Here is a 17,743-nt window from a genome sequence, read left to right on the forward strand (position 1 = left end):
CAGATGGAAATAAGTAAGTAAAAATTCCTATTGCGCTATACGCAACAGAAAAACTAACTTCTCTCCAGATGGAAATAAGTAAGTAAAAATTCCTATTGCGCTATACGCAACAGAAAAACTGACTTTCCTCGAGATGGAAATAAGTAAGCAAAAATTCCTATTGGGTTATACGCAACAGAACGACTGACTTCTCTCCAGATGGAAATAAGTAAGCAAAAATCCTTATTGTGGCATAGGCAACAAAACTACTGATTTCCCAAAAAAACATTATGGTACTTAGACACTTTATGGTAGAAAAAATGCGTCAAAGTTAGTTGTTATGAAGGTTATTTTTTCTAGCTTTCAAGTAGAGCAATATTTTTCAAAATTCGTATAAATAAACATTAACAAACATAAACGATATATAGCAAAAATGCGCGAGGTTTGGTCTTAACAACTTGATTTTTCTCCTTATTAATCTTCTGCAACTATTAGATCACTATCAATATCCTATTTTGATTAAGATAAAAATATGAAAATTAATTTTTTTTTATGGAATTTAGTCAATTTTTTATTCCCAATTCACACCTTGATTATCACTTCTTCTTTGTTAATTATTCCTCCTACAGCAATTGTTTTAACACAACCTGCTGCTATAGCGTTAATGGCAGATGAAATTAAGCAAATTTCTACAGAATTTACAGTATTAATTGATGCTATAAATCCGGCTACTGGAGTAATTGTCTCTAGTAAAAAAGATACTTATTATGTTTTAACTGCGAAGCACGTTGTGGAAACTCAAGATGAATATGCAATTCTTACCAAGGATGGAGAAAGATATGAAATTGATTATCAAAGAATAATTAAATTGCCAGGAGTTGATTTAGCACTTTTAGAGTTTCGGAGTCAGAAAAAATATCAAGTTGCTACTTTGGCTAAATATGATTACCAATCAGAATTTCGCCATGTTTTTGTGTCTGGTTGGCCGGAGTCGAGATTACCTTTAGCTGAAAGAGAACGTTTATTTAGTCCAGGATTATTAATTAATCAAGATTATGAATTAGCCTTTATTAAAGATCCGGTTTCTAATGGCTATGAACTTTTTTATAATAATATTACTGAGTTAGGTTTGAGTGGCGCACCTATTTTAGATACTCAAGGAAGAGTGATTGGAATTCATGGTGCTTCTGAAGGTACAAAAATTTATGATGAAGATTCTAATTCAGTGGAGAGGGTAAGTATTGGTTTTAGTTATGGCATTCCCATTAATACTTTTTTAGAGTTGGCAGATAACTTAAATATGGGATTAAATTTTCAATTGGAAAATTCACCCCCACCAGAACTAACTCAAAAAGAAGCTTTTTCTATAGAAGCTTATTTAAAAGTTCCAGAAACAGGAGATATTTCTAGTGCAGCAGCATGGGCAAACCGTGGAAATCATTTGTATCGGTTAGAGAGATTTGAAGAAGCATTAGTAGCTTTTGAACGCTCAATAAAAATCAAGGAAAATTTCTATCCAGCTTGGTATGGCAAGGGAAATGTATTATCTGCTTTAGGTAGGTATGATGCAGCAATAGATTCTTATAAAAATACCGTAAAAATTAAACCAGACTTTTATTTAGCTTGGCGAGATAAAGGAGCTTTATTTGCTTATTTAGATGAACCTTACGAGGCATTAATATCTTTTAATCAAGTAATTAGATATAAGCCAGATGATTTTGGGGTTTGGTATCTCAGAGGAAATATTTTAACAACAAATTTTCAGGAATATGAAGAAGCGATCGCTGCTTATGATAAGGCAATTCAATTAAAGTCTGATTTTGCTGATGCTTGGATAGGAAAAGGGGAAGCTCTTTATCGTTTAGGGGATTATGAAAAAGCTAGAGAAGCTGCCCAACAAGCGGTGAAACTTAAGCCGAACGATCCAGAAGTTTTGAGTTTTTTAAATGCTCTGGAGGAACATAGTTTGCCGCCCGATCCTGTCGAGTGGATACCAAATCAAAGTGAGGTTGAAAAAAAAAATTATCCTCCTCGTAAACAACCTAATTTATTGTGGTAATCAATAGTAAGCATTCAGCGTTTAGCAGTCAGCTATCAGCAAATAAAGAAAATTTCTTTTCCCTCCTTTATAATCAATAGCTGATTGCTAAATTATTACCGAAATATTGTGGTTTAAATCCTCCCCTTTTCAGGGGATAATAAATAAAAATTTTCCTGTTCGTCAATCCTCTTTTTTTCAAGGAGAGGTAATTCTCAATTCTCAATTCTTAAAAATCAATATATAGTAGTCTTTTTGCACAGGTAGTCAGAATTTACAATCCAATTTATATAGTAGGTTTACCTTGAAAAGCACGGAACATTATGCCGTGTTTTTTATTCTCTAAAGTTAACGATAATATCTACATCATAAAGGTCGGCATATCCTACAGATTAACCCACATAAATCTGCGATGTTATCACAAGTTACTCAGAATTTATTTGATAGTTAAGGTGTATTGAGGCGTCAGTAATAAAACTGAGTTATTTATCCGGATTTATCAATATAGTTCAGAATTTTAAATTAAAACTTGCAGATAGAATTATTCTTGACTTGATTTAACATACAAAAATATTTTGCTCAATATAAAGATTATTAACTACGAAGGAAAATAAAAAATTTTCTATAGTGAAAGGAGTAATATATGGCGACATTAACAGCATCTCAGTTTAACCCTACAGGTAATATTAGTGGTTTAAAATTCAATGACATTAATGCCAATGGTAGGTTAGACCCTAACGAATTTGGGTTACCTAATTTTACAATTTACTTGGATATTAATAACAATGGTTCTTTAGACTTCAATGAACCTGCTAATATTACTAATAATTTCGGAGGTTATTTATTCAATAACGTACCACCTAATATTTATACAATTAGAGAAATTCAACAACCAGGTTTTAACCAAACTACTCCCACTCCAATTGTAAATGTAACTCCAGGCAGCAATCTGACAAATATCAATATTGGTAATAGTGGGAATGTGAGCAACCGAAGTAGCATTAGTGGCATTAAATTTAATGATACGAATACTAATGGAAGACTAGACCCTGGAGAAAATGGTTTACGAGATATTACTCTATATTTAGACCTGAATCAAAATGGATTCTTGGATGAGGGAGAACCTACGACTATTACTGGTGTTAATGGTGAATATTCTTTCCAAGATTTACCTCCTAATACTTATATTTTGAGAGAAATTTCTCCACCAGATTTTACTCAAACTACTCCCGACCCAATTTTAAATGTGACTTCAGGAAGTAATCTGATAGTTAATATTGGGAATGTGAGTAACCGTGGTCAAATTAGCGGTACTAAATTTAATGATCTTAATACTAATGGAAGATTAGATCCTGGAGAATTGGGTTTAGCAGATATTACTTTATATTTAGACCTGAATCAAAATGGATTCTTGGATGAGGGAGAACCTCCGACTATTACTGGTATTAATGGTGAATATTCTTTCCAAGATTTACCTCCTAATACTTATATCTTGCGAGAAATTTCTCCACCAGATTTTGACCAAACTACTCCCGACCCCATTGTAAATGTAACTCCAGGAAGTAATCTAACAGTTAATATTGGCAATGTAAGTAACCGAGGTAGCATTAGTGGCATTAAATTTAATGATACGAATACTAATGGAAGATTTGACCCTGAAGAAAATGGTTTACAAGATATTACCTTATATTTAGACCTGAATCAAAATGGATTCTTGGATGATGGAGAACCTCCGACTATTACTGGCGTTAATGGTGAATATTCTTTCCGAGATTTACCTCCTAATACTTACACGATTAGGGAAAATCAAAATCCAGAATTTGACCAAACTACTCCCGACCCAATTATTAATCTAACTCCAGGCAGTAACATTACAAATGTCAATATTGGTAATGTAAATAATCGTGGTCAAATTAGTGGTACGAAATTTAATGATACGAATACTAATGGAAGATTTGACCCTGGAGAAAATGGTTTACAAGATATTACTTTATATTTAGACTTGAATCAAAATGGATTCTTGGATGAGGGAGAACCTCCGACTATTACTGGTATTAATGGTGAATATTCTTTCCAAGATTTACCTCCTAGTACTTATATATTGAGAGAAATTTCCCCACCAGGTTTTGCTCAAACTACTCCCAACCCCATTGTGAATGTTACTTCGGGAAGTAACATTACAAATGTCAATATTGGTAATGTAAATAATCGAGGTGAAATTAGCGGTACGAAATTTAATGATACGAATGCTAATGGAATATTTGATGCTGGAGAATTGGGTTTATCAAATATTACTTTATATTTAGACTTGAATCAAAATGGATTCTTGGATGATGGAGAACCTCCGACTATTACTGATATTAATGGTGAATATTCTTTCCAAGATTTACCGCCAGATAGTTATATAATTCGGGAAACTCAAAATCCAGAATTTGACCAAACTACCCCCGACCCAATTATTAATCTAACTCCAGGAAGTAACATTATAAATATCAATATTGGGAATGTAAGTAACCGAGGTGAAATTAACGGCATTAAATTTAATGATAGAAATGCTAATGGAATATTTGAACCAGGAGAAAATGGTTTAGATAACTTCACTTTGTATCTAGATTTGAATGATAATAGTCTCTTAGATATTGGGGAACCTGCAACTATAACTGATGAATTTGGTTTCTATTCATTTGAGGATTTACCTCCCAATACTTACACAATACGAGAAGTGCAAAAATTTGGCTTCTCTCAAACTACTGCCGATCCAGTTGTTGATATAACTCCAGGTAGTGATATTGATAATGTTAATATTGGCAACTTTAGTGAATTTTCTTTCCTATAGCAATCCTAAATAGGTTGTGGCTAATTAAAAAGTAGATAAAAAACCTAACCCCCCAACCTCCTTCCCTCCAAGGGAAGGGGGGATTTCTCCCCTCTCAAAAGCAGGAGAGGGGTTAGGGGAGAGGTCTTCGCTTGTTGCTCACTCCTAAGACACCATTTTAAACTTGACCACTACTTATACCAGATTCAAATAAGATAGTTACACTAAAGATCTAACCAAAACTGTTAGTAAATTTGCTCCCAACTTCGGGAGTACAAATCAAATTAGACCTTAGTCAAAAACTATTTATTATGGTTATCAGACTATTTTAAGTCAAAAATAGAAAATTTTTACTCTCAGTAAAAATAAATACTAAAATTATTACCTCCTGAATTCTGACTCCTAACTCCTCAAAACAAGCACACTGTAGTAATATTTTATGAAATTGGTATTAGAGCTTGCTGATTAAATATCACAGGATTGACATATAAAGGTTTGAAGGTTTTTGGCTTAGAAAAAAGTATATACCTGGTTTTCAGTTAAAAATGCTCAAAAAGTTAGGATTTTGCCAAGACTTGGGCGCAGAAATTATATCATGTTCGGTTGAATACTTATAAATAACGTAGGGAGGAGTCAGGAGCCAGGAGTCAGGAGTCAGGAGAGAAGAAAAGTCAGGAGTCGTAGGAGCGATTCGCGAATCGCCCGTACAGGAGTCGGGAGAGAAAAAGTAAATTAGAGGAAGTGAAGAATGTTTATTATAACTGATTATCCAAACATGATATTAAAGGGCAATTATGACAACTACATTCTTTGTAATTCCCATCTCTTCTGAATTCTGAATTCTGAATTCTGACTCCTAACCTCAACCTCACCCATAAGACTTTTTCAGCAAAGCCTACTTATTTTCCTAAATAGGAGCGCCTAAGTTGCCAAATTAGCTCCCGATAGAGTTCATTTTTGACTCTATTTCCCCGTTCACAGTGTTCCAGCTTAATATCATCTACAAAAAACTTAACGATAAAGACTTTGTTAGGGTCCATTGCTGGTCCTCCAACAACCCTAATTTCTTGCATCCAAATTTTCGGATTTTGCCATTCAATTTGTGAGTGTTTAAATCTTTCTTGTAACCATAGGATAAGATTGTCAACAACATCATCGAATCGTGTATCATCAATGGAAAGATTATTCGCCTTTACCAATAATTTATTAGTTTTCCTCTTGAGAAGTTTAATTTTTTGCTCCCAAAATTCAGGAAGTATTTTCCGATCTTCTAACAACAAATCTGTATCTTCTAACCAGGCACTATACCATTCTCTGACTAAACCAATCAAAGAGTCTCCTCCAGCACTCGCACTATCTCCTTCTTCTAGAATTAATTTTCGTTGATGATTACTTAAAGAATCTGCTTTTGTGAATAAACCAAGTTGCTCACAAATATTCAAACAATTTTCTTGAATAGTCATAATTTCATTGTCTTCTAAACCATTATCTTCAAACTGTTTTACCTGTTGAGATAAGGCATAAAATTCATCCTCTATTTCCTTTAACTTATGATTTAGTTTTTGTTCTGCTTTTAGTCGTATAAAACCTGCTTCTCGCTTCTTTTCTGTTTTTATTCCCGGTTTAGAAAATCCATAAAATTGATTTATAAGTTCAACTTTTCGGTCAATTTCGCCCATTGTATCAGGATGTGCTAAGACTACCTTTTCAATTAACTCAATTGCTTGACCTGGTTCAACCATTGACATGATAGGAACTTCAAGTTGATCGTAATAATGAGGAGTAGGACGAGTTAAATTAACAATTTCTGTTTTTTCAAAGTTTGAGTTGGGAATATAAAGATCACTGTGGTTACTAACAACATACAAATGAGTGACTCGTAAACCCACTTTTTTGATAACCGCTAGTTGACCAGAAGAAAGTAAAATTACATCTCCAAATTGAAAAGGAGTATCTACTAATAGAACCAAACCGCTGAGGAAATTGGCTAGAGAATCTTTGAATGCAAAGCCAATAACAAAGGATGCTCCTCCAATGGCGACCCAAAGTCCACTAATATTAATTCCCAAAACTTGTAAGAAAAATGAGACACCAATAACATAGATTACAATTGGCAATATGGTTTCAAGGATGGGAACTAAAACATCATCCCACATAGCTTCTGTTTTATTAGCATAATCTTTTAAGTAGTAAAGAATAACTTGAGTTAAAAGTTGACCGATAATATAAGTAACTATAGCGATAGTTAGAGCAGTTAATCCTTTCTTCACCCAAACTTCATAACTGTCGAATTTCAATTGAGGAATTAATAATATTTGAATCCCGACAAATAGTGTAATTACCAATAAAGGTTTGCGTATAATTTTTAAAGTCGTGATAGCTGCATCTGAAGATAATTGACGAAATAAAGGAGGAAGAATTATAAATGTTATCAAATATAGTATGGCAACTATCGCTCCTAAAGTTGCTAAATTTTCTAAAAATTTATTTATTTCAACCATATTAACCTGTTTTATTTATAATAAATAAGCTTTTTATTTTTTTAATTTTATTAGTTTATTTTATCTGCTAAATGCTGAGATAAAATAATTAGCATTATAGCCTCAACAAAAATCATTCATACAAGAAGTGTAAAAATTTTACTTCTCTAAAACTACTGCCACTCCAAAAGTAATAACTACTAAGGTTAGGTGACTATTAATTTCATTCATAACTTTTAAGTCTCCTTTGAAAGCTAATTCCTCCTTTAGTGTAATAATAAGTTAATAACTCACAGTTAATATAGCAATCCTAAATAGGTTGTAATATTTTATCTAAAATTGAATTTGAAGACCAAACCTATATATTTTTTTCATAAATAATTTAGAATTTCTATAATAAAAATAGTGTTGGTGAATCAAGCTCTGAAATCTAAGGAGCGCCTTATGAGAAACCGAATTTGTGGGAAACAGGTGTCAGTAAAGTATGGGTATTTAATACAAACCCGATTTCTACACTGATAAAAATCATAGCCAAAATCACCAACGCCATAAAAATTTAAGATAATATTACAGTTTCAATACGTCTACCTGGCTCTGAAAAAATTCCCTAGCTATTTGTAGCAAATATTTATCGCGCTTGATATTATTACTAAGTCAATAACATAGATTTTTATTCTCGGAGCATGGTTACAAACATTATTCCTCAAACAAACATCGATCGCTTATCTGTAAACTTTCAAGGAAATGAAGGAAATAACTTTTCCATTAATCCTTCTATTTCTGCTGATAGTCGTTATATTGCTTTTGAGTCTGCTGCTAATAACTTAGTAATAGGAGACACAAATAACCAAACAGATATTTTTATTACAAATAGAGAATTTAAAACTACAAATATTGTTTCGGTAAACTCTTTTGGAATTGGGGGAAATCTCAATTCTTTTCATCCTTCTGTTTCTAGCGATGGTCGCTTTGTAGCCTTTGCCTCTAATGCTAATAATTTAGTGCTAGGAGATAACAATAATACAACCGACATTTTTCTCAGAGACCTCCTAGCTGATACAACCACAAGAATATCTGTAGATTCTCTAGGCAACCAAAGCAATGCTGCCTCAATAAACCCCACTATTTCTGCCGACGGTCGCTTCATTGCCTTTGAGTCTGATGCCACAAACCTAGTGACTGGAGATATTAATAACGCCAGAGACATTTTTCTACATGACACCCTAACTGGTATAACTGCCCAAATATCTAGAAACTCCCTGGGTGATCGAGCAAATTTCAGTTCTTTCAACCCCACTATTTCTGCTGATGGTCGCTTTATCGCTTTTGACTCTTTCGCGACTAATCTTGTGGCAGGAGATATTAATAATACCAGAGACGTTTTTTGGCACGATACCCTAACTGGGATTACCAGCAGTATTTCAGTAGATGTTTTAGGTAATCAAGGAGATTTCAGTTCCATAAGTCCTTCTATTTCTGCCGACGGTCGCTTTATTGCCTTTGAGTCTAGCGCAACTAATCTAGTACCGGGAGATACTAATGGTGTCAGAGATATATTTGTGCGCGATTTGCTAAATGGCATCACGACTCGCGTCTCTGTGGATATTTTTGGTAATCAAGTCAGTAGAAGTTCTTTTGCAGCAACGATTTCTGATGATGGTAGGTTTGTAGCTTTTGATTCTTTCGACCCGTTACTGGTGCCTGGGGATAGCAATGGAACTAATGATATATTTGTGCGAGATTTGCTAAATGGTGTCACAACTAGAATATCATTAAATAACCAGGGGTTAGAGGGAAATTTTAGTTCTTTTAATCCTGCAATTTCAGCTTCTGGGGAAGTTGTTGCTTTTGACTCTTTTGCAACTAATTTAGTGGTGGGAGATGCTAATAATAGTCGGGATGTTTTTCTCTGGAGTCAGAATGTTTTTTAATAAGATTACCGAATAATTAAGGTTTAAAGCCTTCTATTTCAAGAGAAACAATAAATTTATTTTCCTTTTATTCAATCCTATCCGTTTTCGGGAGAGGTAATTATCAATTATGGAAGGCTTTGTTGTATGAAAGCATATAGCTACCGCACTTGCTCTGCAGATGTACTTCATACTTCTACAACTATTGTCCAATAGATGAATAAAACATCAATCTTTGAGATAAAAAGGATGAAACTTTTACCTGTAATATCATGTTCGTTTAAATAGTTATTATAATTAGGGAATTAGCCCTAAATAAGAACCTTTCGCTACAGATATTTAGACAGAGCTTATTTAAACCAAATTCTGGGAAATAACTACTACTTCAAAAGTAGTAAATTAGCAATAATCTTTTGTTTTGTGGGTTTAATGCACCACCATAGTAACCGCGCTTAAAATTGCTTTGGGTGGGAATATTCTCTATGCAATTTTCCCTTATGCCTCATTCAATAACTAAGAAAAAAATAACACCGATTAAAGTTAGCAAAAATTACAAAAAGTGCTTCGGAATCTACTGTTAAAAACAAGTAATAGAAGCGACGGTTAAAAGTGGTATTAATAGCGAGCGCAACTGTTTTGTTATGAGCAAGGAAGTTGCTATAGAAACTCTTGCATAAATTTCAAAAGAAATAAAATGACAACAATAATAGGAACAGAAAATAGTGAACTCCTCACAGGTAGTTTGGAGGCAGACGAAATATTTGGTTTAGGAGGAGATGACACAATCAATGGTCTGGAAAGTGGAGACTTGATTAGTGGCAATCAAGGCAACGATATTCTCAACGGAAATGCTGGTGGGGATACGCTGCGAGGTGGCAAAGGGAACGATAATCTCTCTGGAGGTGCTGGCAGTGATGATATTTATGGCGATGTAGGTACGGACACGTTAACTGGGGGAGAGGGTTTCGATGATTTTGTTCTCCAACGTCAAAATCAACCACCAACGGGAGAGCTAGATATTAACCAAGCAGACTTAATTACGGACTTTAATCCAGAAGAGGATGACATTGGTTTATTAGGAGGAATAACTTTTGAAGACCTCAATATTTTTCAAGGTAGTAATGAACTAGCTGACAGCAGCATTATCCAAGATGGAGTCACAGGAGAATTTTTAGCCATTCTTTCAGGTGTTAACAGCAGCGAACTTACCGAAGACCAATTTAGCATATTTGTCCAACAAGTAGGACCTTATTCGAGTTCCACCCAAGACCCAGGAAAAATAGATTCTGCCATCCCTGGTTTTATTAGTTCTGAGGGTGAAGGGTTAATCAGACCGGACAGTGTTGTTAATCCAATATTTGCAGCATGGGCGACAGGATTTCAAAATTATTCCCCTGCACCAGGAGTCGATGAAAGATTCCAAACTCCCGAACTAACATTAGAACCTACCGCCAGAACAGATAATTTTATTGATATTGCTTCACTGGGAGGTTTAACAAGAGAGCAAATAGATGCAGGTGTACCACCAGGAGAGATTACTTTAAGCTTTGACTCTGGTATTCGTAACGGTGCGGGAGCCGATTTTGCGGTATTTGAAAATGGCTTTAATAATCTCGGCGGTATTTTTGCCGAACTAGCATTCGTTGAAGTTTCCAGCGATGGGGTAAACTTTGCTCGTTTTCCTAGCGACTCTTTGACAGGGCAACCAGTAGGTAGTTTTGATGTCATTGACCCCACACAAGTTTATAATTTAGCTGGTAAGCACGTTAATAATGCTTCTGAGTTTGAGGGAGAATTTTTTGGCAGTTCGTGGGGAACTCCTTTTAACTTAGATGACCTAATTAACGATCCGTTAGTAACATCTGGTGCGGTAGATATTAATGCTATTCGGTTTGTTCGGGTTGTGGATATTCCTGGTGATGGTAGCTTTTTAGATGCTACAGGAGACCCCATTTTTGACCCTTGGACAACTGCACCACCAACTGCTACTTCCGGTGGTTTTGACTTGGAAGCGATCGGTGTAATTAATGTGATTTAGTCAGTAGTGACGTGTCAAGCTTGAAAATGTGGGGCGCGAAAACCTAACCCCCCAACCCCCTCTCCTTGCAGGAGAGGGGTTGGGGCAGAGGTCTTCGGTAGTTCTCGCTCCTAACCGACCATTTTAGTCTTGAGACGGCAGTAGTTTCAGTTATCAGTTAACCTCCGACTAAAATCAGAGGGTTGAAATACTGATAGGAATTACGCAGAGACGATATAGCAATGTGCGCTGGCATATTTACAAATTACAGGAACTGTCCAATAGCTAAAAATCTTATATTATCAGCAATTTATTCTTCCTGTTGCCTATTGCCTGTTGCCTGCGCACAGCGTTATATATGCAGAGTTCAAAACTATTGCGCAATAGTTTTTTTTAATCTATAGATAGTACCTTTGCGTAAGTCCTAATCAAAATAATATGGGTCTAAAACCCCGCCAATATCGGCGAAATATTTTTGGAGAGGGGCTTTAAATCCCCGTTACAAAAATCACTTCTGACTTCTGACTTCGTTAAATAGGTTATTGAATCAAATGGAGCAAGAAAATTATTTACATAATTGGCAGCAAGAGTTTATTGCTACTAATTTAATCTCTATAGGATATAATGCTTGGCAAGGTTATTTAAGTGGCCAACGGGGTCTAATTATTTGCAGTACAAATTCACCTATGATTAGTGCAACTGGAGAAACATTTAAAGTACATTTTGTGCCTCGTAATAATCTTGCACCTCTTCTCAATGCCTGGTTAAAAGCACCTGATACGGTTCTCCTTAAAAGACATTTTATGAATGATCATATTCTGGAGGCTGTTGATAATTACAATCCTCAAAAGGATATAGTTTTCATGTTAGAATCTGGCAGTTCTGTTACTTTCTTTTATCTTACTAATTTACCGATTAGTCCGCCTGATTGTTATCAGCAAGTTATCAAAAGTTGGGATGAATTTCCATCTCAATATTCTTCTGAATATCAAAATAATCATCATATTTAAAATTTGGTGATTTATTATATCTTTAATTTGACATAAAAAAAGTTATTGTAAGAGTTCATCCGTCAGCGATTCAATGCTCTAATTATAAATTCTTAGCTCATTATTAACTCAAAAGAGCAATTGGTATCCAAGGATAATTAAAAAATCTAAAAAAAAATTATTTAGCTAATATTAGTAGTTGATTGATTTTGGCAAAAGCTGAATGCTAATAGCTGAATACTTACAAGGTATTTATATCATGTCCGGTAGCATTGGTATTGTATAGAGAAGGTAAGGAAGAAGGAAGAAGGAAGAAGCTTTGAGAGAAGAAAAAAACTTAAATATGGTGGATATTTTACCGGCTTTTACACAAACGATACCAACGGACATGATATTACTTTTATTTTCAATTTATACCATTAATAAATTTTTTTTTTGAATAAATTCTTCTTTATTAACAGTTGATTTTGATAAAATTTATTCACCTCTTGACAATAAAAAAAATTATGATATTATTTGTAGATATTCTTAATTAATTTGCCGAATAATCATGTTAATTGAAAATTCCAAAATGACCGTTCAAGAGTTTATTGTTCAATTAGACGAAATTATTGAAAAACAACATTTACTTAAGCACCAATTCTATCAAATGTGGAATGAAGGAAAATTATCTTTAGAAATGTTGCAAGAGTACGCTAAAGAATATTATCTACAAGTTCATTATTTCCCTACTTATGTTAGTGCTACTCACGCAGCTTGTGACGACTTAGAAATCAGAAAAATGCTCCTAGAAAACCTCATGGAAGAAGAAATGGGAGCGGCAAATCACCCAGAATTATGGCTGCGTTTTGCAGAAGGTTTGGGTGTAAAACGGGAAGCTGTACAAGAGCGCGAACACCTAGCAAAAACTCAGGAATCTGTGAAGCTTTTACAGCAGTTATCCCGCAGTGAAAATCCAGCAAAAGGTTTAGCTGCTCTCTATGCTTATGAATCGCAAATTCCCGAAGTAGCTACTACTAAAATTGCTGGTTTGAAAGAATTTTACGGCATTAATTCTGAAGCAGCTTTGGCATTTTTTAAAGTACATGAAAAAGCCGATGAAATTCACAGCCAAGTTACGCGAGAAGCATTAGTAAAACTCTGTGAAACTGATGCTCAAAAACAGGAAGCATTAACAGCAGCAGAAACAGCAGTAGACGCTTTGAATTTATTACTTGATGGTGTTTATGAAGAATATTGTCAAGTTGTTAATTAATAAGACTTACGCAGAAACCGGGTTTATGAAGTAAATTTCGTGGTTTTAACAAAAATATCAGGGCAATAAACCCGGTTTCTTGGTTTGTTTGCGTAAGTTGTGAATTAATTACAGCAATTTTAAGGTAAGGAACGGAAATTAAATAAGACCTGGAAATTATGGTTTCAGCCACATAAACCTCTTGAGCGTAATTAATTTTATCCGGTTTGATTTTATTCTCATTCCTAAATAGACCACAGTAGTTGAACCAACTGAAGGCATCATCTTCAGTTGCTACTTCTGGTAGTTTTTATTTGGAAGCTATTGGAGTAATTAATGTTATTCAATCAGTGGAAGGGAATAGGGAGTAGAGCAACAAGAATCAACAAGTATAATTAAATAGTATTGACTAAAATATAGCTGGTCTTTTGCAAGTGTTTTGTCTCCAAACTCCTACCTTTGAGGTATTTTGGTGATAAACAAACTTTAAATCCAGAGAACTAAAATGAGTGAATTTAATCAATGGGTGACACCATTAAAACGCACGGTATCGGAAAAAAATCCTAAAGGTGGAACGATAGAATATGAAGATTTTCCTACTACAATAGATGTCACTGGCCCTCTATTGTATACTTTAATTCAGCAAAATTGGCAGCAAGTTCAAATAGGTCATGTTGTTGAAGGTGGGGTATTAGAATTAGAATTCACTGAACCCCCAAAAATTTGCTTAATTTATGATGGTTATTTAACAGTAGCGACTCCCGCTTGGCACCTTCATTTATGCTTAGAAAAAAATTTAGGAGGACCTCACTGTACGACACCAATAGAATTAAGAGAAAAACGTCTTTTAAGTCGGGCAGCATTTTATCGTAACTTAAATCCTGAAGGAGTGGCAAAAAGTTGGGGAATTGAGTTTTGGAATGGGGCGGGAGAAAAGTTAATGACGATATTTTTGCCCAATCCATTTTTAGGGGAAGATGAAGATTATTTGCCGGTGAAAAAAGCGGAATTTTCCAAACTTGCACTTTATGAAGAATTACGAGAAATTTATGTTTTAGGAACTCGTCCAATTCCTTTTAATAGTAATCCTTTAAAACGACCTTATTTGTCTGTTTGTCGGTCGAGTCGGTGTTATCCTTCTAGGAAGTGGCAGCCAATTTTTGAAGCTTTACAAACTGCGGTAAAAACATCAGAATTAGATATAGATGTGATTACTTCTGGCTGTTTAGAAGTTTGCAAAATGGGTCCGGTGGTCTTTTATTCTGGAGACAGAACTTGGTACACTCGCGTTACTCCTGATGTGGCTGAAAGTATTGTTAAAGAGCATTTATTAGGAGGGGAGAAGTTATCTAAAAATTTATATCCTAATACCGTTTCACGGAATTTAGAATTTAGAATTTAGAATTCTGAATGCCAGATTTTGATAAGCTAAAAATTTTGACAAAACAACAGTTTTCGCAGTATTATAACAAACCAGGTTTGTGGGAGTTCAATGTTAGTATTGTAGAGCATTTGAGACCAACCAGGTTTCTCCGCTTTTTTATACCGATACTACCGGATTTGATATCTTAATATATGTAAAACTTATTTTTGAAAAATGGTAGGAATCAAGATTTATGAATAATCAAATTGCAGTTGATTCGCCGGAAAATTATAATGTTTGGAGCCATGCTCAAAAAGCAATGTCTCATTCTCGTCTGTGGCAATTTTTGTTAATTACTATTGGCAGTGCTAGTAGTATTATTTATCCTCACATTCCTTTAGTAGGTTTTGCTGCTATTAGTGGGGTGACACTCAATAGAAAACAGGCTATAATTTCTTCAATAATCATTTGGTTAGTTAATCAATTCTATGGTTTTACTCTCCGTCAATATCCCCAGACTTTAGAATCTTTGACTTGGGGATTGGTGATGGGTTTGGGAACATTATTAGTAACAATTCTAGCTACTCTTAAGCCTAAATTTATCGAGCAGAGAATCTGGAAGTATTATTTATGGTTGAGTGGTAGTTTAGTCATAGGATATGTCTTGTTTGAAGGGATAATATTACTGACTGCTAGCTTAATGGCGGGAGACAGTCATGGTTTAACAGTAGCTATTTTGGGGAGGATTTTTGTTAAAAATATAGTCTGGGCGATCGCTCTAACTTTTATCCACAGTTTGTTAATTTGGAATGGGATTAAATTCTTTAAAAGAGGGGAACGGAGTTCTATCGCTCCTACTTAAGACAACTTGACAAACAGCCTCTTAAATAAATGTTTTGAGATTCGTTACTTGAAAAATAAGTCAATTTTTGACCCTCGCTTATATCCTTATCCAACAATAGTTTTGTCAGCTTGGATAATATTTGCTTTTTATCCTTAAATCAGTATAGGATACCACAAACAATTCATAGGTATTAATTATAAATTAATGAAAAAAATTCTTAAGAAAGCTAGAAAATATAGCCCCATTATTCTGAGTACCACCTTATTCATAGCCAATCCTGCTCAGGCCACTCCCCCAATACAAATCTCCCAGGCATTGCGTCCGCTACCAATGGATGACCCCTCATTAGAAATGCCTACTGTATCTGAGCTAGAAGCAGAAGAGCCAATAGATCAGGTAACATCTGTCTCCCAATTATCAGACGTGCAACCTACAGATTGGGCATTCCAAGCATTACAATCATTAGTCGAACGTTATGGTTGTATCGCAGGTTATCCCGACGGCACCTACAAAGGCAACCGCGCCATGACTCGCTTTGAATTTGCTGCCGGATTAAATGCTTGCCTAGACAGAATTACAGAATTAATCGCCGCAGCAACCACTAACCTAGTTACTAGAGAAGACTTAGCTGTATTGCAACGACTACAAGAAGAATTTGCAGCCGAACTAGCTGCATTGCGCGGTCGTGTAGATTCTTTGGAAGCACGCACCGCTGAACTAGAAAGCAATCAATTTTCAACTACTACTAAACTTAACGGAGAAGTTCTGTTTTGGTTAAATGATACCTTTGGAGAAAGAGCATCAGCCCGTGGAGAATCTTCTGGCAATGACAAAACCGAGACCTCTCTTTCTTATCGTGTCAGGCTAGAGTTTGAGTCTAGCTTTACTGGAGAAGATTTGCTCTTTACTCGTCTACAAGCTAATAATCTTAATGAGTTGAGCGAACCAGAACTCACCAATACCTTAATGACTCTTGCCTCTATTGATGAAGGTGATGGTAGTGATGATTTTGGTATTGACCTAATGTTCTATCAGTTTCCCATTGGAGAACGTGCCCAAGCTCTCATCGGTCCTATTGGAGTTGACCTAGATGACGTTTCTGTAGTTCTAACACCCTTTGCAGATGAAGGGGATGGCACTATCTCTCGATTCGGACGACGCGACCCTACCATGTTCCGCGGTCCAGCTAATGCAGGTGTTGGTTTTAGCTACGCATTTAATGATAAGTTTCAGGTAAATGTAGCTTATTTAGCAGACGATCCGGCAAATCCTCAAGAAGGTGCTGGTGCATTCAATGGTGCTTACAGTGCATTAGGTCAGCTTGTGATTGAACCTAACGATAGCTTGGCATTTACTCTAGGTTATGTGCGTAAGTATTGGGGTGACGATGGGGTAGATATTACTAATGGTACTGGTAGTTTCAAAGCTCAAGATCCTTTTGATGGTATTGCCACGACTGCTGATAACGTTGGGTTGCAAGCTCATTGGAGAGTGAATGAAAAGTTGGAAGTGGGAGGTTGGTTTGGTTCCACCTGGGCGCGACCAGAAACTGAGAATAGTGATGATGATGATATTACTATCATTAATGGAATGTTCTATTTTGCTTTCCCAGACTTATTGAGAGAAGGAAATCTTGGTGGTTTGATGGTAGGTGTACCTCCTATTGTGACTGATGGGGGTGATGATGATTCATTGAAGGATGATGATACATCTATACATATAGAGGCAATTTATCGTATTCAAGTTAATGATAATATCTCTTTGACTCCTGGTTTGTTTGTGATTACTAATCCTAATCACGATGATGTTAATGATACTATTTGGGTTAGTACATTCCGGACTCAGTTTAGGTTTTAACTAAAATCGGCGATCGCTTGACCAATCCTGCGGAAGGCGGGATTCTGCATAAGGACACTGATTCATTAATTGATAATAGTACCGGCCCTTCGTAGGCGGTCAGCAGGTTATCTTCTGTCATAACTTCGTGGCGCGGGCCTTTGGCGACAACGTGCTTGTTCAGCAATAACAACTGATCCTAATTATCCAGGGTTTTGCTGAGGTCATGGGTAATGAC

At 35.4% G+C, this 17,743-nt stretch carries 10 protein-coding genes; 9 read left to right on the plus strand and 1 reads right to left on the minus strand.

The window, feature by feature from the left end; genetic code table 11:
• Window positions 1-511 precede the first annotated feature (511 nt).
• Both ACP6PL_RS23145 and ACP6PL_RS23150 read left to right on the plus strand, forming a co-directional pair.
• Entirely contained in the window at window positions 512-2,038 is a 1,527-nt protein-coding gene (locus ACP6PL_RS23145; RefSeq protein ID WP_426547645.1) for a tetratricopeptide repeat-containing S1 family peptidase, read from the plus strand.
• Window positions 2,039-2,660: 622 nt separating this feature from the next.
• Entirely contained in the window at window positions 2,661-4,853 is a 2,193-nt protein-coding gene (locus ACP6PL_RS23150; protein ID WP_426547646.1) for an MSCRAMM family protein, read from the plus strand.
• Between the two features lie 878 nt (window positions 4,854-5,731).
• Here ACP6PL_RS23150 and ACP6PL_RS23155 read toward each other — a convergent pair.
• Window positions 5,732-7,333: a mechanosensitive ion channel family protein gene (locus ACP6PL_RS23155; RefSeq protein ID WP_426547647.1), complete on the minus strand. Its 1,602-nt coding sequence runs from the start codon at window positions 7,331-7,333 to the stop codon at window positions 5,732-5,734.
• Between the two features lie 662 nt (window positions 7,334-7,995).
• On the opposite strand from ACP6PL_RS23155, the gene ACP6PL_RS23160 reads away from it, so the two are divergent.
• From ACP6PL_RS23160 to ACP6PL_RS23190, 7 genes are all read left to right on the plus strand, one after another.
• Complete coding sequence (locus ACP6PL_RS23160) at window positions 7,996-9,243, plus strand: TolB family protein (RefSeq protein ID WP_426547648.1); 1,248 nt, start codon at window positions 7,996-7,998, stop codon at window positions 9,241-9,243.
• Between the two features lie 673 nt (window positions 9,244-9,916).
• On the plus strand, window positions 9,917-11,260 hold the full coding sequence (locus ACP6PL_RS23165; protein ID WP_426547649.1) for a calcium-binding protein: 1,344 nt from the start codon (window positions 9,917-9,919) through the stop codon (window positions 11,258-11,260).
• Between the two features lie 530 nt (window positions 11,261-11,790).
• Window positions 11,791-12,249 carry a hypothetical protein gene (locus ACP6PL_RS23170; protein WP_426547650.1) on the plus strand — a complete coding sequence of 153 codons (459 nt, stop codon included), beginning with the start codon at window positions 11,791-11,793 and terminating at the stop codon, window positions 12,247-12,249.
• A gap of 529 nt (window positions 12,250-12,778) precedes the next feature.
• Window positions 12,779-13,483: a CADD family putative folate metabolism protein gene (locus tag ACP6PL_RS23175; RefSeq protein WP_426547652.1), complete on the plus strand. Its 705-nt coding sequence runs from the start codon at window positions 12,779-12,781 to the stop codon at window positions 13,481-13,483.
• Between the two features lie 484 nt (window positions 13,484-13,967).
• Entirely contained in the window at window positions 13,968-14,864 is an 897-nt protein-coding gene (locus ACP6PL_RS23180; protein ID WP_426547653.1) for a (2Fe-2S) ferredoxin domain-containing protein, read from the plus strand.
• Window positions 14,865-15,078: 214 nt separating this feature from the next.
• Window positions 15,079-15,687 carry a hypothetical protein gene (locus ACP6PL_RS23185; RefSeq protein WP_426547654.1) on the plus strand — a complete coding sequence of 203 codons (609 nt, stop codon included), beginning with the start codon at window positions 15,079-15,081 and terminating at the stop codon, window positions 15,685-15,687.
• A gap of 186 nt (window positions 15,688-15,873) precedes the next feature.
• The gene (locus ACP6PL_RS23190; protein WP_426547655.1) at window positions 15,874-17,526 is read left to right on the plus strand and encodes an iron uptake porin; all 1,653 of its coding nucleotides are present in this window, start codon (window positions 15,874-15,876) and stop codon (window positions 17,524-17,526) included.
• Window positions 17,527-17,743 lie beyond the last annotated feature (217 nt).

Origin of the sequence: Dapis purpurea BLCC-M126, from assembly GCF_050015975.1 — a bacterium.
GTDB lineage: Bacteria > Cyanobacteriota > Cyanobacteriia > Cyanobacteriales > Microcoleaceae > Trichodesmium.

Bases quoted from the DNA above. Each gene is read 5' to 3' on its own strand.
- ACP6PL_RS23175 (WP_426547652.1), top strand. From the start codon at position 12,779: ATGTTAATTGAAAATTCCAAAATGACCGTTCAAGAGTTTATTGTTCAA.
- ACP6PL_RS23190 (WP_426547655.1), top strand. From the start codon at position 15,874: ATGAAAAAAATTCTTAAGAAAGCTAGAAAATATAGCCCCATTATTCTG.
- ACP6PL_RS23185 (WP_426547654.1), top strand. From the start codon at position 15,079: ATGAATAATCAAATTGCAGTTGATTCGCCGGAAAATTATAATGTTTGG.
- ACP6PL_RS23145 (WP_426547645.1), top strand. From the start codon at position 512: ATGAAAATTAATTTTTTTTTATGGAATTTAGTCAATTTTTTATTCCCA.
- ACP6PL_RS23160 (WP_426547648.1), top strand. From the start codon at position 7,996: ATGGTTACAAACATTATTCCTCAAACAAACATCGATCGCTTATCTGTA.
- ACP6PL_RS23170 (WP_426547650.1), top strand. From the start codon at position 11,791: ATGGAGCAAGAAAATTATTTACATAATTGGCAGCAAGAGTTTATTGCT.
- ACP6PL_RS23180 (WP_426547653.1), top strand. From the start codon at position 13,968: ATGAGTGAATTTAATCAATGGGTGACACCATTAAAACGCACGGTATCG.
- ACP6PL_RS23155 (WP_426547647.1), bottom strand. From the start codon at position 7,333: ATGGTTGAAATAAATAAATTTTTAGAAAATTTAGCAACTTTAGGAGCG.
- ACP6PL_RS23150 (WP_426547646.1), top strand. From the start codon at position 2,661: ATGGCGACATTAACAGCATCTCAGTTTAACCCTACAGGTAATATTAGT.
- ACP6PL_RS23165 (WP_426547649.1), top strand. From the start codon at position 9,917: ATGACAACAATAATAGGAACAGAAAATAGTGAACTCCTCACAGGTAGT.